Raw genomic sequence first — 18717 nt, forward strand, 5'->3', positions numbered from 1 at the left:
TGCCCGCGATTGAGGGCGTTCAGTCAACTATTCAGTGACTGTCACACTGCCATCGCGGGCGAGCCCGCTCCCACAGTTTAATTGCAGTTTGGCAGTGATTTAGCGCACAACACTTTCGAAGCGATTGACACCCGCCAGCTCCAACACCACTTCATCCCCCACATTCAACGGGCCAACGCCCGCCGGGGTGCCGGTCAGGATCACGTCGCCCGCCTGCAGGGAGAAGCAACCCGCCATGTACTGAATCATCGGCACAATCGGGTTGAGCATCTGCGCGCTGTTGCCGTCCTGGCGCACTTCACCGTTGATGCTCAGGCGAATGCCGATATCGGTCACGTCTGCAAAGGTACTGCTGACCACGAAGGGGGCAATCACCGCCGCGCCATCGAAAGACTTGGCGATTTCCCACGGCAGGCCCTTGGCTTTGAGCTCGGCCTGTTTGTCGCGCAGGGTCAGGTCCAGGGCCGGGGCGAAGCCCGAGATGGCGTCCAGCACTTCTTCCCGGCTCGGCTTGGCGGACAAAGGCTTGCCGATCAACACGGCGATTTCCGCTTCGTAGTGCACCGAACCGCGTTCGGTCGGAATGGCAAAGCCGCCTTCCAACGGCACCACGCAGCTGCCCGGCTTGATGAACAGCAGCGGCTCGGTGGGCACCGGGTTGTCCAGTTCCTTGGCGTGTTCGGCGTAGTTACGCCCGATGCACACCACTTTACCCACCGGGAAGTGGATGTTGGTGCCGTCGACATACTTGTGCTGGTAGCTCATGGAACGACTCCTTCAGGTGCGATTAAACAGCGAAGATCTTGCCAGGGTTCATGATCCCGTTAGGGTCGAACACGGCTTTGACGGCCTTCATGTATTCGATTTCAACCGGTGAACGGCTGTAGGTCAGGTAATCGCGCTTGGTCATGCCCACGCCGTGCTCGGCGGAGATCGAGCCGTTGTACTTGGCGACGGTCTCGAATACCCACTTGTTCACGGTGGCGCACTTGGCAAAGAACTCGTCTTTGCTCAGGTTTTCCGGCTTGAGGATGTTCAGGTGCAGGTTGCCGTCACCGATATGGCCGAACCAGACGATTTCGAAGTCCGGGTAGTGTTCACCGACGATCGCGTCAATTTCGCTCAGGAACGCTGGCACTTTCGACACGGTCACCGAGATGTCGTTCTTGTACGGCGTCCAGTGGGAAATGGTTTCGGAGATGTACTCGCGCAGTTTCCACAGGTTGTGCAGTTGGGTTTCGCTCTGGCTCATCACGCCATCCAGCACCCAGCCCTGCTCCACGCAATGTTCGAAAGTTTCCAGAGCGTGGTTGGCGACTTCTTCGGTGGTGGCTTCAAATTCCAGCAATGCGTAGAACGGGCACTCGGTTTCGAACGGCGCCGGCACGTCGCCACGGCCAAGGACTTTGGCCAGGGCCTTGTCGGAAAAAAATTCGAAGGCGGTCAGGTCCAGCTTGCTCTGGAAGGCGTGCAGCACCGGCATGATCGAGTCGAAATCAGTCGTGCCGAGCACCATCGCCGTGAGGTTCTTTGGCGCACGGTCCAGGCGCATGGTGGCTTCGACCACAAAGCCCAGGGTGCCCTCAGCGCCGATAAACAGCTGGCGCATGTCGTAGCCGGTGGCGTTCTTGATCAGGTCGCGGTTCAGCTCCAGCACATCGCCTTTGCCGGTGACGACCTTCATGCCGGCCACCCAGTTGCGGGTCATACCGTAGCGAATCACTTTGATTCCGCCGGCATTGGTGCCGATATTGCCGCCAATCTGACTGGAACCGGACGAGGCGAAGTCCACCGGATAATACAGGCCGTTTTCTTCAGCGACGTTCTGCAGTTGCTTGGTGACCACACCCGGCTGGCACACGGCGGTGCGGTCAGTGAGGTTCACGTCGAGGATCTGGTTCATATAGTCGAACGACACCACCACTTCACCATTGGCGGCAACGGCAGCGGCCGACAGACCGGTGCGCCCGCCCGATGGCACCAGCGCCACCTTGTGCTCATTGGCCCACCGCACGATGGCCTGCACCTGCTCGGTGGTCTTGGGGAACACGATGGCGCTAGGTGCGGGAGCGAAGTGCTTGGTCCAATCCTTGCCGTAAGCCTCCAGGGAGTCGGCGTCGGTCAGCACTTTGCCGGGCTCAACCAGGGTCTTTAGCTCATCAATCAGGGCAGGATGGGTCATCGACAGAACTCTCGAACAATTCATGGTCATCCTGAGAACGCTTCACGTCGCAGGAATAGGTGTTTAGCGGGGTGCGTATGCTAGCATACCGCCCCCGCAGGACAGACCCAAAGGGCGTTTCTGCGGTGACGGCTTTCCTGCCGTCCGGGTCAGCTTGCGCTGCTCGACTCCCTGCCAATTTTCTCCGGGATACAGGTTTACGCAGATGAGCAAGACTTCTCTCGATAAGAGCAAGATCAAGTTCCTTCTTCTGGAAGGCGTCCACCCATCGGCTGTCGACGTTCTGAAAGCCGCCGGGTACACCAGCATTGAGTACATCACCAGTTCTCTGCCGGAAGCCCAGCTCAAGGAAAAGATCGCCGACGCGCACTTTATCGGCATTCGCTCCCGCACTCAGCTGACCGAAGAGATCTTCGACCACGCCAAAAAACTCGTGGCTGTCGGCTGTTTCTGCATCGGCACCAACCAGGTCGACCTCAATGCAGCGCGCGAGCGCGGCATCGCGGTGTTCAATGCACCGTATTCCAACACCCGTTCCGTAGCGGAGCTGGTGCTGGCCGAGGCCATCCTGCTGCTGCGCGGTATCCCTGAGAAGAACGCTTCCTGCCACCGTGGCGGCTGGATCAAGAGCGCGGCCAACTCCTTCGAAATCCGCGGCAAGAAGCTGGGCATCGTCGGCTACGGCTCGATCGGCACGCAACTGTCGGTGTTGGCTGAAGGCCTGGGTATGCAGGTGTTCTTCTACGACACCCTGACCAAGCTGCCATTGGGCAACGCCACCCAAGTGGCCAGCCTGACCGAGCTGCTGGGCATGTCCGACATCGTCACCCTGCACGTTCCGGAAACGGCCGAGACCCAGTGGATGATCGGTGAGAAGGAAATCCGCGCGATCAAGAAAGGCGGGATCCTGATCAACGCCGCTCGCGGCACCGTGGTCGAGCTGGATGCCCTGGCCGACGCGATCAAGGACAAGCACCTGATCGGCGCTGCCATCGACGTGTTCCCGGTGGAGCCACGCTCCAACGATGACATCTTCGAAAGCCCGCTGCGTGGCCTGGACAACGTGATCCTGACCCCGCACATCGGCGGCTCCACCGCTGAAGCCCAAGCCAACATCGGCCTGGAAGTCTCGGAAAAACTGGTCAAGTACAGCGACAACGGTACCTCGGTATCGTCGGTCAACTTCCCGGAAGTGGCCCTGCCGGCTCACCCGGGCAAGCACCGTCTGCTGCACATCCACCAGAACATCCCTGGCGTGATGATGGAGATCAACAAGGTCTTCGCGGAAAACGGCATCAACATCTCCGGTCAGTTCCTGCAGACCAACGAGAAGGTCGGCTACGTGGTGATCGACGTCGACGCCGAGTACTCGGACCTGGCGCAAGAGAAGCTGCAGCACATCAACGGCACTATTCGTAGCCGCGTGTTGTTCTAGTAGGAGCGAGCTTGCTCGCGAAGAACGTCAACGATGACGCGTTTAAGCTGTTTAAACGCGGTGCCCTTGGGATTTTCGCGAGCAAGCTCGCTCCTACAAATAAAAACGGGAGCCCCGCAAAGGGCTCCCGTTTTTTTATTTGACGTTAACAGTGATCACTTTCGATGCAACAGTGGGCTCAAACTGGCGATGCACGTTGTCGCCGGCCACCAGTTGCAGGGTGTGCTTGCCTGGCGTCAGGGTCAGCTCGGTTTCGGTCTGCGCCTTGCCGAAGTGAATCGAGGTAGGCGTTGCCGGGATCGCCTCATTGGCGTTGAGCGACTCCACCTTCTGGTCTACCAACAGGTGGTGGTGCCCGGCGTTAGGCACTTGCTTGTCGATCGGTTCCAGGTCCAGCTTCTTGACGCCGAATTTGACGGTGAAGGTTTTATCAACGGTGGCGCCATCTTTCGGCGAGACGATGAACACTTCGGCACCTTCAGGCGCAGGCGTACGAGGAAGGTCTGCGGCACTGGCCAACATCGAGGTACCCAGCAAAAGGCTGGCAATCGTTGCACGGGACAAAAGGGCTTTCATTCGCTTCTCCAGTTTTTCTGTGAAATCTGTAGGGTTATGACAACTTCGCGATAAATTGCGGTCCAAGGCACCCGACACCATAACAAAACGTTGCTGAACGGCGCCTCGCCTGTACGAATTCTTTAGGAGTGACCATGCGCTTTTCGCCTGGCCTGTTGCTGTTGCTTCCTCTTCTGAGCCCCTTGGCTCATGCCGAACTGATTGACGACGTCAACGATCGCGGTGAACTGCGCATCGCCCTGGAAGCCGATACTCCGCCGTACAATTTCAAAGAGGGCGACAAACTCGCCGGCTTTGAAGTGGAGCTGGGTGAACTGCTGGCCAAGGAAATGGAGGTGCGCTCCTCGTTTATCACCACCGATAACGCGGACCTGCTTTCCGGCGTGGAAACCGGCAAGTACGACGTGGCCATTAACCATATGGCTATGACTGCCGAGCTTGAGGATCGTTTCGATTTCAGTGAGCCTTATCACCAGAAGCCGACATTGGCGATCCCGTTCCAGAAGGGCAACCCGGCGTTCAAGACCAGTTTGAACGGGGCGTTGAAGCGGGTTAAGGACGATGGCCGGTTGAAGGCGCTGTCGCAGAAATGGCTCAAGGCGCAATAAATGTGGGAGCTGGCTTGCCTGCGATAGCGGTGTATCAGCACCTTATGTGTAACTGACAGACCGCTATCGCAGGCAAGCCAGCTCCCACACTTGATCTGTTTAAGCTTCTTAAAGCTGCGTGAGGGCAATCGCCGCCTGTGGCAACTCCAGCTCACTGAACACCTGCACACCATGGCGTTTGAGCAGCGCAGCCGTAACGCCTTCGCCACTGACCTTCACCCCGCTGAAGGTGCCGTCATAGGTCAACAGATTGCCGCAGGATGGGCTGTTGGCCTTGAGAATGGCGATGCGGATGTGATGCCGTTGCACCAGCGCCAAGGCTTGGCGGGCACCGTCGAGAAAGGCGCTGGTGAAGTCTTCGCCCTCGGCCGTCAGCACCTGGGCGCGGCCTTCCCACACGTCGATGCCCTGCCCGCCTGGGATTTCGGCCGAGGGCCGCGGTGTGGGCAAGCCGCCCGCCACTTCCGGGCAGATGGCAACCACGCGACCTTCAGCTTGCCACGCCGCCAGTTGATCGAACGGGCCGCTGGCCCCGCCGTCATAGCGCACCTTGTGCCCGAGCAGGCAGCGGCTGACCAGAATCTTTTCCATGTTTAAAACGGCTCGTTGCCCCGCCGGCGAAACCAGCCCGTCAAGGACAGGCGTTCGCGCGTAGCGGGCAGGACTTCGTGAGGCACCTCGCCCGACAGGAATACCACCAGGCAGCCCCCGGTGGGCACCACGTCGTATTCGACACCGCCCTTGAGGTACATGCGCAGTTGGCCGCCATGCTCGGGCAGCCAGGCGTCGTTCAAGTAGATCACCGCCGAGACCATGCGCCGGTCATCGTCGCGAAAACGGTCTACATGTTTGAGGTAAAACGCGCCCGGCGGATACATCGCGAAGTGGCTTTCGAAATCTTCCAGGCCCAGGAACAGGCTGCGATTCATCGCCAGGCGCAGGCCGTCCATCACGCCCATGTAGGTATCGCAGATAGGCGCGTCCCCCTCCTCCAACCACTGGATATGGTCACCGCGAATGCCCTCGCGAATCTCCTGGGCCGGCCCACGACCTACTGCTGCGGGTGCCAGTTCACCTTGCGCCGCACGTTTACGGCACTCAGCCGCCAGCTCCAGGGTCAGAGCCTGGGGCAGGAAGCCATTTTGCTGCGACCAGCCTTTTTCGGCCAAGTCGTCGACGATGCGTTGCAGCAGCGGGTGTTCGAGGGGTATTTGCATGGCGCGCATAGTATCCATACGCCTGAAAATCCGACAGCGCCGTTGAGCGTCTGAATACACTTTAGTCAGGTGACTGATAGGACTTCTCGACAAATCCTACGCCCGACACGGACAATAGTGGCCGACTGACAGGAGTCCTTATGCGTCGTTTGTTTTTTTCTGTGTTGATGTTCTGCGTTTTGCCCGCCTGGGCAGACGGCCATGACCAGTTGTACAAGGTCGCCGGCTGGGCTGAACAACGTGCGCACTTCAATGACGCCCTCAGTGCCGCCCAGCAGCGCTACCGCAATAGCCTGCCGCCGGTGGTGTACCAGGCGCTGGTGGACAACAGCAATAAACGCTTTGCCGCCCAGGCCATGGACCAGCGTGCCGAGGCGCAATTGCGCAAGCACTTGCCCGACCCGAAACCTGCCCTGGCGTTTTTCCAATCGCCCCTGGGCCGCAAGATCGTCGCCGCCGAGTTGCTGGCCACGCGCCGCGACCAACTGGCAAAAAACGCCCAGGGTCTGCCTAAACTTGAAGCCGATGCCACCCGCAGCCTGATCATCGGCCACTTGGCCCAGGCCCTGCCCGCCCGCGAGGCCGGCGCCGAGGTCAGCCTGGCGATTGCTGGCGTGGCGGCCGACAGCTTGAGCCAGATGATCCCAGGCCTGCTCGGCGGCGGTCAGGCGCAAGGAATGTTGAATGGCCAGCGCGAGCGGCTGATGCAGCAGATCGACAAGGATTTGAACAATACCCTGCTGTATGTCTATCGGGATTTGTCCGACCCGGAGCTGGAAGAGTTCGCCACCTTTGCTGAGTCGCCGGAGGGCAAGGCGTATTACCAGGCCGCCCTTGCAGCCATTCGCGCAGGGCTTGCCGTTGGTCAAAGCACCTCAAGCCTGACGCAGTAAACCCTGTCGGAGCTGGCTTGCCTGCGATTGCGATGTGTCAGTGACACCGCTATCGCAGGCAAGCCAGCTCCCACATTTGGACTGCGTTATTTCAGGTGATCCGTGAGGAAGTTAAAATATGCTTCGCGAATCTGCGGAATTTCATTGGCCAAGTGATGCCGCCCCTGCTTGAGCATCAACACCTCAGGCCGGTCGAACTTACCTCGCAACACCTGCAAATTGTGCTGCCAGTCCACCGTCATATCTTCCTCACCCTGCACGATCACCGGGCGCCGGGGGCTGCGTGGTGCGGCTTCGATGCGTTTGATCCAGCGCGCCAGCGACCCCACCCAGGCGGTCGGCAATTGGCGAGGCTGCAGCGGGTCGGCTTCCAGGAACGGCTTGAACGCAGGGTCGTTGGAGTTATCGCTGAAACGCCGGGCGATGCCTTTGACGAACGGGCGCAGCAGGTAATAGCTGACCTGCGACCAACCCCAGGCACGCGGCCGCACCAACGGCGACAACAGGAAGGTCTTGCCCTGGGCCGGGCTTTGGGCGCCGTGGTTGAGCAGATGGTCCACCACGATGGCGCCGCCGGTGCTTTGCCCGAACAGGTGCCAGGGTTGCGGCAATTGCAGCGCCTTGGCCTCGACGAACAAGGCCTGCACCACGCTCTGGTACACCGCAAAGTCATCGATGCTGGCGCGTGCGCCGCTGGACAAGCCATGGCCAGGCAGGTCGCAGGCGATCACCACGAAGCCCTGGTCCAACGCCCAATCCACCACATGGCGATACAGCCCCATGTGATCGTAGAAACCGTGGAACAGGAACATCGTCGCCACTGGCGCTGGCGGCCACCAGACCTGGGCCACCACCTCGAACCCATCCACCTGCAAGCGCCCCAGGCGGCTCACCGCCGGCACCTGACGTGCGGCTAGGTCGAGCCCGTAGAAACGCTGGTAAACCCTCGCCTCGGCTGACAGCGGCTGCGCATCCACCAGGGGGCGCAAGCTTTCGCGCAGATGATCAGGGTCAAAGGTGACGGGCATAAAGGCTTCCAGACTTGCGGTGAAGATGAATATCGAGCTGCGATATTCATCTGTCAGGACAAGCATGGCAAGCTACGCGACCTGCGAGGATACATCCAATGCGACCGCCCTACCGTAACGCCCTGTTCGCCAGCCTGATCCTGGTTATCTGCGCCGGGGTGCTGTGGGCGGCCTATGACTGGTTCCAGGGCCGCTACCTGCGCGCCTTCAGCGAACACACCGCGGTATTTTCCGGCGATGCGCTGCAACTACCCGCAGCTCTCAGCGGCCCTGGCCCGATTCGCCTGGTGCACTTCTGGGACCCGGCGTGCCCGTGCAATGTCGGTAACCAGCAACACCTGGGCGAGTTGATCGAGCAGTACGCGCCCCAAGGGGTGGAGTTCTATGCCCTGCAAAAACCCGGCAGCCACGGCCAGTTGCCCGAGAACCTGCGCCATCTGAAAGTCCTCGATGCCCTGCCCGGCGCGGACCAGATCCCCGCCAGCCCGGCCGTGGGCATTTGGGACCGCACCGGCAAGCTGGCGTATTTCGGCCCCTACAGCGAAGGCCTGACGTGCAACGCCAGCAACAGTTTTATCGAGCCAATCCTCAAGGTCCTTGGAGCCGGACGCGAAGTGAATGCCACTCACACCCTTGCGGTAGGCTGCTATTGTTCGTGGCCTAAGGATCTGTAGTCCGTCCACTTTGGTAAGGAATGTTCATGAAGCGCGTCTTGCAGGTTTTTGCGGTGCTGATTGTGCTGGTCGCCCTGGGCGTCGGTTGGTACGTCTACAGCAAACAACCCACGCGCCAGGGCACGGTGACGCTGGCGCACCTGCAAGGCTCGGTCACGGTGCGCTACGACGACCGTGGCGTACCGCATATCCGCGCCGAAAACGAAGCCGACCTGTACCGCGCCCTGGGCTATGTGCATGCCCAGGACCGCCTGTTCCAGATGGAGATCATGCGGCGCCTGGCCCGTGGCGAACTGGCCGAGGTGCTGGGGCCCAAGCTGCTGGAGACCGATAAGCTGTTTCGCAGCCTGCGCATTCGCGAGCGTGCCTTGAGCTATGTGGAGCACATGGACCCTGGCTCAGCCTCGTCCAAGGCCCTGCAAGCCTACCTGGACGGGATCAACCAGTATCAGGACAGCCACGCCAGCCCCATGGAATTCGATGTGCTGGGCATCGCCAAGCGCCCGTTTACCGCCGAAGACAGCATCAGCGTCGCCGGGTACATGGCCTACAGCTTTGCCGCAGCCTTTCGCACCGAGCCGGTACTGACCTATGTGCGCGACCGACTGGGCAGCGCCTACTTGAACGTCTTCGATCTCGACTGGCAACCCAAGGGCGCCCTCAACCTGGCGGCCAGCGATTGGCAGACCCTTGGCGCCATCGCCGCCCTGAGCGAACAGGCCCTGGCCGACAACGGCCTGCCGCAGTTCGAAGGCAGCAATGCCTGGGCCGTCAGCGGCAGCCATACCCAAAGCGGCAAACCGTTGCTGGCGGGTGACCCTCATATCCGTTTCTCGGTGCCTTCGGTCTGGTACGAGGCGCAGCTGTCGGCGCCAGGCTTCGAGTTGTACGGCTACCACAACGCGCTGGTACCGGTGGCGTTCCTGGGGCACAACCTGGACTTCGGCTGGAGCCTGACCATGTTCCAGAACGACGACCTCGACCTGATCGCCGAAAAGGTCAATCCGGACAACCCCAACCAGGTCTGGTACCACGACCAATGGGTGGACATGAGCAGCAGCGAGCAGCAGATCCAGGTCAAGGGCCAGGCGCCGGTAACCCTCACCCTGCGCCGTTCGCCCCACGGCCCGATCATCAACGACGTGCTCGGTGAGAACGCCGGCAGCACACCGATTGCCATGTGGTGGGCGTTCCTGGACAGTGAAAACCCGATCCTCGATGGCTTCTATCAGCTCAACCGTGCCGACACCCTGGCCAAGGCACGTGCCGCAGCCGCCAAGGTGTCGGCGCCAGGCCTGAACATCGTGTGGGCCAATGCCAAAGGCGATATCGGCTGGTGGGCGGCAGCGCAGTTGCCGATCCGCCCGGCCGGCGTCAACCCGGCGTTCATCCTCGACGGTAGCACTGCCCAGGCCGACAAGCTGGGTTTCTACCCCTTCAGTGCCAACCCCCAGGAAGAAAACCCGCCGCGCGGCTATGTGGTGTCCGCCAATGCCCAGCCGGCATCGCCCACCGGCATGCCGATCCCCGGTTATTACAACTTGGCTGACCGCGGCCAGCAGTTGAACGCGCAGTTGAGCGACACAAGCGTGAAGTGGGATGTGACCAACAGCCAGGCCCTGCAACTGGGCACCACCACCGCCTACGGCCCACGCCTGCTGGCACCGCTGTTGCCGGTGCTGCGCGAGGTGGTCAAGGACCCGGCGCAACTCAAACTGGTGGAACAGCTTGCCAACTGGAAGGGTGACTACCCACTGGACTCCACCAATGCCACGCTGTTCAACCAGTTGCTCTTCAACCTCAGCGACGCAACCTTTCACCCCAAACTCGGCGATGCCTTGTTCAAGACCCTGCTCGGCACCCGCGTGATCGACGCCGCCTTGCCACGCCTGGCCGCGTCGGCAGACTCACCCTGGTGGAACGGCAATCGGGCCGACACCGTCAAGCTCGCCTGGGACAATAGCCTGGCCCACCTCAAGGCTACGTTCGGCGATGACCCGGCACAGTGGCAGTGGGGCAAGGCGCACACCCTGACCCACGGCCACCCGCTGGGCCTGCAAAAACCGCTGGATAAAATCTTCAACGTCGGCCCGTTCCCGGCACCGGGCAGCCACGAAGTGCCGAACAACCAGACCGCCCCGATTGGCCCGGCGCCGTGGCCTGTGACCTACGGCCCGTCGACACGGCGCCTGATCGACTTCGCCGACCCGGCCCACGCCCTCACCATCAACCCGGTGGGGCAAAGCGGTGTGCCCTTTGATACGCACTATGGCGACCAGGCGCAGAGCTATATCGAGGGCAGGTATGAGCAGGCGCACTTCAGTGAGGAGGAAGTGACGGCCAATACCCACGGCACCTTGAAACTGCTACCCGCCCGATGATCGTTCCCACGCTCCGCGTGGGAATGCAGGCATGGACGCTCCGCGTCCGCCCTTAGAAGCGGGACGCAGAGTGTCCCAAGAGGCGTTACCACGCAGAGCGTGGGAATGATCATCGGGTGTGAGCCCGCATGCGCCCTGGCGCTTGGCCGTAGGTGTCCTTGAATTTCTTGCTGAACGCCGCCTGGGATTGATAACCCACCTGGGCGGCGATATCGATCAGGCTCAGGCGTGACTGGCGCAGCAGGTTGAACGCCATCTCCATGCGCAATTGGGTGAGCAACACCCAGGGCGATACACCTGCCACTTTGACGAACGCACGCATAAAAGTCGCACGGGACATGCTGGCCGCCGACGCCAGACCATCGATGGTCCATTCATGCCCAGGTTCGGCCAGCATGGCTTGCCAGGCCTTGCTCAAGCGCTTGTCAGCGAGCAAGGCGAAGGTTCCCGCCCCTGGCGCCTGGTCGCTCAGCCAACTGCGCAGGATCAAGGTGAACAGGGCTGACGACAGCGCATTGATAAACGAACGGGCACCCACTTGCTGCCCGTCCGCTTCACTGCGCAGCAACGCTATCAACGCCGCCAGTTGCCCATCGCCTTGCCACTGGCGGCTGGACACCACCAGGTAGTCCGGCAACGCATCGAACAACAGCGATTGGCGGTTGTAGTGAAAGCTTCCACACAGCATATCCACATCCGGCTGTTCACCGCCAAAACGGTGCACGGTCAGCGCACCCCCTTCGATAACGCGAGGCTGCATCGGGCGGATCCGCGCGCCCTGGCTGCGCAGCAAGTGGGTACCGCCACCGGGCATCAGCAGGATATCGCCCTCCTCCAACGTTACATATTGCCCGCCAGACAACTCGGCGCGGCAGGTGCCGCTAAGCACGATGTGATAAGGCGCCACGCCGAGGTTTTCCGGCGCATGGTCCAACGCCCAGTCCCCTTGGAACTGGCAACGCAAATCCAGGCTGCCGCGCAGGTTGGCCAGCGCGATAAGGGTGTCGATGGCATTCATTTGCGAGCATCGGTCAAAAAAATGAGCGGATTGAACAATAGCCGTAGCCTTCAACGCTACAGACTGGCTTCACACCCAACCTGTTCAGGAGTTACCGCAATGTTCAATAACTGGTCCGACTTGCTGCCTACCGTGAAGAAAGCCTTTGGCTCACTGGGCAAGAGCAACCCGAAGATGGTCAAAGCCTACATGGCGCTGGGGGAAGCTGCCGAGGAAAACAATGTACTCGACGCCAAGACCCGTGAACTGATTTCCATCGCGGTGGCGATCACCACCCGCTGCGACGGTTGTATCGGCGTGCATGCCGATGCCGCGATCAAGGCCGGGGCAACCCGCGAAGAAGTGGCGGCCACGCTGGCCACCGCGATCTCGCTGAATGCAGGCGCGGCCTACATCTACTCGTTGCGCGCCCTGGAAGCCTACGACACGCTCAAACCGGCGCCGCAAAGTTAAGCCTGAACTGTTGCGGCGTGACGCCCAGCCGGCGGTTGAACACACTGCGCATGTGCTGGGCGTCGCGAAAGCCGCATTGATAGGCCACGGTTTTAAGCGGTGCGTGGCTGCTTTCAAGCATCACCCGCGCCGCATCCACGCGCGCCCTCTCGACAAATTCCGCCGGCGTAATCCGCGCTTCACGGGCAAACACCCGGGAGAAATTGCGCGCACTCATATTGGCCGCCTTGGCCAGGTCGGCAATGGTCAAGTCTCCCGTCAGGTTGGCCAGCACGTACAGCTGCACCAGCGCCACCGCCGAGGTGGTTTCGGCATGGGGCGTGAGGAACGGGCTGAACTGCGATTGCCCGCCCGAGCGCTGGGTGAACACCACCAGGCGCTTGGCCACGCTCAGGGCCACTTCCGGGCCGTGATCCTGGGCCAGCAAGTACAACGACAGGTCGATACCTGCCGTGACCCCGGCGGAGGTGTAGAGCTTGCCGTCCTGCACATAGAGACGGTCGGCTTCGACCTGGGCCGAGGGACACAGGCGCGCCAGGCTGGCGGCATCGGTCCAATGGGTAGTGACGGTCTTGCCGTCCAGCAGACCTGCGCGGGCCAGCATGAAGGCGCCATTGCAGATCGAGCCGAAGCGCTGCGCCTTCGCGGCGGCCGCGCGCAGCCAAGCGTCAAACTCGAAGCCGAAATCCTCGAAGGGTAACTGTGGGCCACCGGCGACCAGCAACAGGTCATAGGGTTGCCGGGCTTCGCTGTAGTGCTTGTGCGCCTGCAGTGACAAACCGTTGGAGGCCGCCATGGCGCCGTGGCCAAAGCCGAGTACTTCCAGCCGATAGTGATCCTCGGGCGCCAGGAAGCGGTTGGCCTCGCAGAACACATCCATCGGCCCGCTCACGTCCAGCGACTGGACACCGGGGAAGATCAGGATGGCGACGGTTTTGCCCATGGTCACAAACACCTTTTTCCAACTGGATAAACGCGCCCCCCTTGTGGGAGCTGGCTTGCCTGCGATGCAGACGGCTCGGTACCTCAGGTACACCGAGGTGATGCTATCGCAGGCAAGCCAGCTCCCACAGGGGATCGCCTACATGCTTGGCACGATGTGGCGGCACATTGGCCGGGATCGCCTCCCTGTCGCAATAGCCGCTTCAGGGTCATGGGACCAGACTGAAGTCTTTCCAGAGGAGATCCACCATGAGCACCACCATAGCCGGTATCCAGATCCCTGACAGCGCCTTGGCCAGGGCCACCACCGAATACATCCGCGACGTCGAATCGGACCTGCTCTACCACCATTCGCGCCGCGTCTTCCTGTTCGGCGCCTTGAGCGGTGAGCGCAAGCAATTGGCCTACAACCCGGAGTTGCTCTACGTCGGCGCGATGTTCCATGACCTGGGCCTGGTGGAAGGCCACCGCAGTGACGATGAGCGTTTTGAAGTGGACGGCGCCAACGCCGCCGCCGCATTTCTCAAGCCCTATGGGTTGAGCGATGACGATATCGAACAAGTGTGGTTGTCCATCGCCCTGCACACCACACCGGGCGTGCCGAAACACCTGCGCCCCACCGTAGCGCTGGTGACCGCCGGTGTGGAGATGGACGTGCTGGGCATCGACTACGCCGCGTTCAGCAGCGCGCAGCGCGAAGCGGTGGTGCACGCGCATCCACGAGGTGAAGGGTTCAAGGAGTGCATTATCTGCGCGTTCGCCGACGGCTTGCGCCATCGCCCGCAGACCACGTTTGGCAATGTTAAGACCGACGTGCTGGTGGACCAGGAGCCGGGGTTCAAGCCGATGAATTTTGTGCAGGTGATCCGCACGTCGCCGTGGGCTGCATAGCTAAACCCCACTGTAGGAGCGAGCTTGCTCGCGAAAAACCTGAGAGCGCCGCTGGGTGTCAGGTACCCAGCGTCATCGTTAACGTTCTTCGCGAGCAAGCTCGCTCCTACAGTGGATCGCGTCGGCAGTCAGACCGGCGCTGGCGCCCGGCGCTTGTCCGGCTGCTGCCAGCCATCCGCTGCGGCTTCTTCAATCGCTTGCTGAATAGCCTTCTTGCGATGCTCTTCGGCCCGACGGCTGAAGAACCACACCAGGAAGGTCACCAGCGACACCGCCAACAGAATCAGGCTCGCCACGGCGTTGATCTCGGGTTTAACCCCCAGACGCACCGCCGAGAACACTTCCATCGGCAAGGTGGTGGAACCGGGGCCCGACACGAAGCTGGCCAGTACCAGGTCGTCCAGCGATAGCGCGAACGACATCATGCCGCCCGCTGCCAGCGATGGCGCGATCATCGGGATGGTGATCAGGAAGAACACCTTCCACGGCCGCGCGCCCAGGTCCATCGCCGCTTCTTCGATCGACAGGTCCAGCTCACGCAAGCGCGCCGACACCACCACCGCCACATACGCCGCACAGAAGGTGGTGTGGGCGATCCAGATGGTGACGATGCCACGCTCCTGGGGCCAGCCGATCATCTGCGCCATGGCCACGAACAGCAGCAACAGCGACAGGCCGGTGATCACTTCCGGCATCACCAACGGCGCCGTCACCAGGCCACCGAACAGCGTGCGGCCCTTGAACTGGCTGATGCGCGTCAGCACGAAGGCGGCCAGGGTACCCAACGCCACCGCCGCCACCGCCGTGTAGCAGGCGATTTCCAGGGAGCGGGCCACCGAGCCCATCAACTGGGTGTTGTCCAACAGGCCCACGTACCACTTGATCGACCAACCGCCCCACACTGTCACCAGCTTGGATTCGTTGAACGAGTAGATCACCAGGATCAACATCGGCAGGTAGATGAACAACAAGCCTGCGACCAGCATGAAGCTGGAGAAACGAAAGCGCTTCATATCTTGCCCTCCAGCTCTTTGGCTTGGCTGCGGTTGAACAGGATGATCGGCACGATCAGGATCGCCAGCATCACCACCGCCAGGGCAGACGCCACCGGCCAGTCACGGTTGTTGAAGAACTCTTGCCACAACACCTTACCGATCATCAAGGTTTCCGGGCCGCCGAGCAGTTCAGGAATCACGAACTCGCCCACCACCGGGATAAACACCAGCATGCAACCGGCGATGATGCCGTTCTTGGACAGCGGCACGGTGATTTTCCAGAAGCTGTTGAAGGTGCTCGAACCGAGGTCCGAAGCGGCTTCCAGCAGGCTCTGGTCGTGCTTCACCAGGTTGGCGTACAGGGGCAGGATCATGAACGGCAGGTACGAATAGACCACGCCGATGTACACCGCGATGTTGGTGTTGAGGATCTGCAGCGGCTCGTTGATCAAGCCCATGGACATCAGGAAGCCATTGAGCAGGCCGTTGTTGCTGAGGATGCCCATCCACGCATACACCCGGATCAGGATCGCGGTCCAGGTGGGCATCATGATCAGCAGCACCAGCACGGTCTGCATCTCTTTGCGCGCGGTGGCAATGGCGTAGGCCATCGGGTAGCCGATCAGCAGGCACAGCAGCGTGCTGAAAAACGCCATCTTCAGCGAGCCCAGGTAGGCGGCGATGTACAACTCGTCGCCCGCCAGCAAGCTGTAGTTGGCCAGGTTCAGCACCACCTCCAGCTTTTGCTCAACGTAGGTATAGATCTCGGTATAGGGCGGGATCGCCACATCGGCTTCGGCAAAGCTGATTTTCAGCACGATGAAAAACGGCAGTGCGAAAAACAGGAACAGCCAGAGGAAGGGAATCCCGATGACCACCTGCTTGCCATTGGGCACGATGCGATCCAAGCGCCGCTTGAATTTCTTCATGTTCATGAGCGAAGTACCACGCCGCTGTCGTCTTCCCACCACACGTACACCTGGTCACCCCAGGTTGGGCGCTGGCCACGGCGTTCGGCGTTGGCGACGAAAGACTGCACCAGCTTGCCGCTCGGCAGCTCCACGTAGAACACCGAGTGGCCGCCCAGGTAGGCGATGTCGTGCACCTTGCCGCTGGACCAGTTGTGTTCGCAGGTCGGCATTTCGGTGGTCACCAACAGCTTTTCCGGGCGAATGGCGTAGGTCACCGACTTGTCTTCCACCGAGGTGGCGATGCCGTAGCCTACGTAGATGTCGCGGTCCAGGTCCGGGCACTTGAGCACTGCGTGGCCTTCGGCGTCGTCCACCACCTGGGTGTCGAAAATGTTGACGTTGCCGATGAACTCGCACACCAGGCGGCTGGTGGGAGTTTCGTAGATATCGATGGGGCTGCCGATCTGAGCGATCCAGCCCAGGTGCATGATCGCGATGCGTTCGGCCATGGTCATGGCCTCTTCCTGATCGTGGGTCACCATCACGCAGGTCACCCCAACGCGCTCGATGATCTCCACCAACTCAAGTTGCATCTGCGAGCGCAGCTTCTTGTCCAGTGCGCCCATCGGCTCATCGAGCAGCAGCAGCTTCGGGCGCTTGGCCAAGGAGCGGGCCAAGGCCACACGCTGGCGCTGGCCGCCGGACAATTGGTGCGGCTTGCGCTTGGCGTACTGGCTCATCTGCACCAGCTTGAGCATCTCGGCCACGCGTGCGTCGACTTCAGCCTTGGGGATCTTGTCCTGTTGCAAGCCGAAGGCGATGTTCTGCGCCACGGTCATGTGCGGGAACAAGGCGTAGGACTGGAACATCATGTTGATCGGCCGCTCGTAGGGCGGCATGTCGGTGATGTCCACACCGTCGAGGTAGATGCGACCTTCGGTTGGGCGCTCGAAACCTGCAAGCATGCGCAGCAAGGTGGATTTGCCCGAACCCGAACCGCCGAGCAAGGCGAAGATCTCGCCTTTCTTGATTTCCAGGGACACATCGTCCACGGCAATCGTCTCGTCGAACTTCTTCGTGACCCGGTCGATTTTGACCAGCACCTTTTTCGGTGTCTGGTCGCCCTCGAGGGCTTTCTTATAGGCGCCGGAGGCAACTGCCATTTACGAAACTCCCAAAAAAAACTGTGCAGCCGGCCCAATGCGGGCCAGCCTTGGATAGTTTTAGCCTTACTTGCCCGTCTTGACCTTGGTCCAGCTACGGGTCATTAAACGCTGCACTTTCGGGGGTAGCTCAAAGTTGACGAATGTCCGCTCGAGAACCGCCTGCGGTGGGTAAACCGCTTCGTCGGTGCGTATCGATTGCTCCATCAGTTTGTCCGCCCCTGGGTTAGGGTTGGCGTAACCGACTTGATCGCTGACCTGAGCGATCACCTCAGGCTGCAGCAAATAGTTGATGAAGGCGTGGGCTTCCTTGACGTTGCTGGCATCCTTGGGAATCGCCAGCACGTCGAACCACAGGTTGCCGCCTTCTTTGGGAATCGTGTAGGCGATGTTCACGCCTTTGCCCGCCTCCGCCGCACGGGCCTTGGCCTGGAACACATCGCCGGAGAAACCGGCCGCCACGCAGATGTTGCCGTTGGCCAGGTCCGAGATGTATTTGGAGGAATGGAAGTAGGTCACGTAGGGCCGCACTTTCAGCAGTTTTTCCTCGGCTTTCTTGTAGTCGGCCGGGTTGGTGCTGTTGGGGTCCAGGCCCATATAGTTGAGTACCGCCGGTAGCATTTCATCGGCCGAGTCCATGAACGACACGCCGCAAGTGGCCAACTTCTTCATGTTTTCCGGTTCGAACAACACTGCCCAGGAGTCGATCTTGTCGACACCCAGCACTTCCTTGACCTTGTCGACGTTGTAGCCAATGCCGTTGGTGCCCCACAGGTACGGCACCGCGTACTGGTTGCCCGGGTCGTTCTTTTCCAGGCGCTTGAGCAGCACCGGGTCGAGGTTGGCGTAGTTTGTCAGCAGTGACTTGTCGAGCTTCTGGAACGCTCCAGCCTTGATCTGCTTGCCCAGGAAATGGTTGGACGGAACCACGACGTCGTAGCCGGTACGCCCGGCGAGCAACTTGCCTTCCAGGGTTTCGTTGGAGTCAAACACGTCATACACAGGCTTGATACCGCTGGCCTTTTCGAAGTTGGCCAGGGTGTCGGGGCCGATGTAGTCCGACCAGTTATAAATATGCACCGTCGGTGCGGCCTGTACGCTGGCAGCCAGCGTGATACCTGCACCCACCAGCATGGCTTTGCGAAATAAAGAAATTGGCAAGTGGAGGTCCTCTTGAATAGTTGGGGGCCTTGAAGTTGTTGCCCGGCAACAAAACCGGCGCGCAACTTACCGTCGATAAACCGATCCGGCAAAACTTTCTGTCATTTATTTTCTGTACGGCTGCCACTGTTTGTAGGAGCGAGCTTGCTCGCGAAGAACTCACAGGCAACGCGGGCTATCAGAGGCCCC

19 protein-coding genes are annotated in these 18717 nt (G+C 60.8%); 7 read left to right on the forward strand and 12 right to left on the reverse strand.

Annotated elements, in window-relative coordinates; genetic code table 11:
- Nucleotides 1-99: 99 nt before the first annotated feature.
- Nucleotides 100-765 (reverse strand): fumarylacetoacetate hydrolase family protein, encoded by a 666-nt coding sequence (locus JFT58_RS01365; protein WP_034128983.1) that lies wholly within the window; start codon nucleotides 763-765, stop codon nucleotides 100-102.
- Between the two features lie 22 nt (nucleotides 766-787).
- Nucleotides 788-2182, reverse strand: a complete 1395-nt coding sequence (locus JFT58_RS01370; protein ID WP_005792341.1) for an FAD-binding oxidoreductase — start codon at nucleotides 2180-2182, stop codon at nucleotides 788-790.
- A gap of 205 nt (nucleotides 2183-2387) precedes the next feature.
- Between JFT58_RS01370 and serA the strand changes: the two genes are divergently transcribed.
- Nucleotides 2388-3617, forward strand: coding sequence for a phosphoglycerate dehydrogenase (serA, locus tag JFT58_RS01375; protein WP_003195214.1), 1230 nt, complete (start codon nucleotides 2388-2390; stop codon nucleotides 3615-3617).
- A 135-nt stretch (nucleotides 3618-3752) separates the two neighbouring features.
- Here the strand turns inward: serA and JFT58_RS01380 are convergent, their stop codons facing one another.
- Nucleotides 3753-4193, reverse strand: a complete 441-nt coding sequence (locus tag JFT58_RS01380; protein ID WP_034128985.1) for a DUF4399 domain-containing protein — start codon at nucleotides 4191-4193, stop codon at nucleotides 3753-3755.
- Nucleotides 4194-4327: 134 nt separating this feature from the next.
- Here JFT58_RS01380 and JFT58_RS01385 point away from each other — a divergent pair, with 134 nt between their 5' ends.
- Nucleotides 4328-4801 (forward strand): transporter substrate-binding domain-containing protein, encoded by a 474-nt coding sequence (locus JFT58_RS01385; protein WP_054895975.1) that lies wholly within the window; start codon nucleotides 4328-4330, stop codon nucleotides 4799-4801.
- Between the two features lie 108 nt (nucleotides 4802-4909).
- Here JFT58_RS01385 and JFT58_RS01390 read toward each other — a convergent pair whose 3' ends face one another.
- Together JFT58_RS01390 and JFT58_RS01395 are read right to left on the reverse strand one after the other, a co-directional pair.
- Complete coding sequence (locus JFT58_RS01390) at nucleotides 4910-5392, reverse strand: DUF523 domain-containing protein (RefSeq protein ID WP_034128986.1); 483 nt, start codon at nucleotides 5390-5392, stop codon at nucleotides 4910-4912.
- Between the two features lie 2 nt (nucleotides 5393-5394).
- Nucleotides 5395-6027 carry a 2OG-Fe(II) oxygenase gene (locus JFT58_RS01395; protein WP_054895976.1) on the reverse strand — a complete coding sequence of 211 codons (633 nt, stop codon included), beginning with the start codon at nucleotides 6025-6027 and terminating at the stop codon, nucleotides 5395-5397.
- Between the two features lie 131 nt (nucleotides 6028-6158).
- On the opposite strand from JFT58_RS01395, the gene JFT58_RS01400 reads away from it, so the two are divergent.
- Complete coding sequence (locus JFT58_RS01400) at nucleotides 6159-6911, forward strand: DUF2059 domain-containing protein (protein WP_003195224.1); 753 nt, start codon at nucleotides 6159-6161, stop codon at nucleotides 6909-6911.
- An 86-nt stretch (nucleotides 6912-6997) separates the two neighbouring features.
- Here the strand turns inward: JFT58_RS01400 and JFT58_RS01405 are convergent, their stop codons facing one another.
- Nucleotides 6998-7939: an alpha/beta hydrolase gene (locus tag JFT58_RS01405; protein ID WP_054896031.1), complete on the reverse strand. Its 942-nt coding sequence runs from the start codon at nucleotides 7937-7939 to the stop codon at nucleotides 6998-7000.
- 98 nt (nucleotides 7940-8037) lie between these two features.
- On the opposite strand from JFT58_RS01405, the gene JFT58_RS01410 reads away from it, so the two are divergent.
- Both JFT58_RS01410 and JFT58_RS01415 read left to right on the forward strand, forming a co-directional pair.
- Nucleotides 8038-8613 carry a DUF6436 domain-containing protein gene (locus JFT58_RS01410; RefSeq protein WP_054895977.1) on the forward strand — a complete coding sequence of 192 codons (576 nt, stop codon included), beginning with the start codon at nucleotides 8038-8040 and terminating at the stop codon, nucleotides 8611-8613.
- Nucleotides 8614-8639: 26 nt separating this feature from the next.
- A complete protein-coding gene (locus JFT58_RS01415) occupies nucleotides 8640-10994 on the forward strand; it encodes a penicillin acylase family protein (protein ID WP_054895978.1) in 2355 nt (784 codons plus the stop codon).
- Nucleotides 10995-11103: 109 nt separating this feature from the next.
- Here the strand turns inward: JFT58_RS01415 and JFT58_RS01420 are convergent, their stop codons facing one another.
- Nucleotides 11104-12012 carry an AraC family transcriptional regulator gene (locus JFT58_RS01420; protein WP_198834278.1) on the reverse strand — a complete coding sequence of 303 codons (909 nt, stop codon included), beginning with the start codon at nucleotides 12010-12012 and terminating at the stop codon, nucleotides 11104-11106.
- A 99-nt stretch (nucleotides 12013-12111) separates the two neighbouring features.
- On the opposite strand from JFT58_RS01420, the gene JFT58_RS01425 reads away from it, so the two are divergent.
- Complete coding sequence (locus tag JFT58_RS01425; RefSeq protein ID WP_034128991.1) at nucleotides 12112-12465, forward strand: carboxymuconolactone decarboxylase family protein; 354 nt, start codon at nucleotides 12112-12114, stop codon at nucleotides 12463-12465.
- Here the strand turns inward: JFT58_RS01425 and JFT58_RS01430 are convergent.
- A complete protein-coding gene (locus JFT58_RS01430; protein WP_054895979.1) occupies nucleotides 12443-13408 on the reverse strand; it encodes a GlxA family transcriptional regulator in 966 nt (321 codons plus the stop codon). The two genes, JFT58_RS01425 and JFT58_RS01430, sit on opposite strands and share 23 nt — an antisense overlap.
- Nucleotides 13409-13656: 248 nt before the next feature.
- Here JFT58_RS01430 and JFT58_RS01435 point away from each other — a divergent pair, with 248 nt between their 5' ends.
- Nucleotides 13657-14298, forward strand: a complete 642-nt coding sequence (locus JFT58_RS01435) for an HD domain-containing protein (protein WP_054895981.1) — start codon at nucleotides 13657-13659, stop codon at nucleotides 14296-14298.
- A 128-nt stretch (nucleotides 14299-14426) separates the two neighbouring features.
- Here the strand turns inward: JFT58_RS01435 and JFT58_RS01440 are convergent, their stop codons facing one another.
- The 4 genes from JFT58_RS01440 to JFT58_RS01455 all read right to left on the reverse strand — a co-directional run bounded on the left by JFT58_RS01440 (nucleotide 14427) and on the right by JFT58_RS01455 (nucleotide 18528).
- Nucleotides 14427-15311, reverse strand: a complete 885-nt coding sequence (locus JFT58_RS01440; protein ID WP_003195236.1) for an ABC transporter permease subunit — start codon at nucleotides 15309-15311, stop codon at nucleotides 14427-14429.
- Nucleotides 15308-16228, reverse strand: a complete 921-nt coding sequence (locus tag JFT58_RS01445) for an ABC transporter permease subunit (protein ID WP_003195238.1) — start codon at nucleotides 16226-16228, stop codon at nucleotides 15308-15310. Before JFT58_RS01445 ends, JFT58_RS01440 begins: the two co-directional genes overlap by 4 nt.
- On the reverse strand, nucleotides 16225-17367 hold the full coding sequence (locus JFT58_RS01450; protein WP_003195240.1) for an ABC transporter ATP-binding protein: 1143 nt from the start codon (nucleotides 17365-17367) through the stop codon (nucleotides 16225-16227). Before JFT58_RS01450 ends, JFT58_RS01445 begins: the two co-directional genes overlap by 4 nt.
- A 66-nt stretch (nucleotides 17368-17433) precedes the next feature.
- Nucleotides 17434-18528 (reverse strand): polyamine ABC transporter substrate-binding protein, encoded by a 1095-nt coding sequence (locus JFT58_RS01455; RefSeq protein ID WP_034128995.1) that lies wholly within the window; start codon nucleotides 18526-18528, stop codon nucleotides 17434-17436.
- Between the last annotated feature and the right edge of the window lie 189 nt (nucleotides 18529-18717).

It is taken from the genome of Pseudomonas sp. MF6767 (assembly GCF_016405475.1).
GTDB classification, from domain to species: Bacteria; Pseudomonadota; Gammaproteobacteria; order Pseudomonadales; family Pseudomonadaceae; genus Aquipseudomonas; species Aquipseudomonas paracarnis.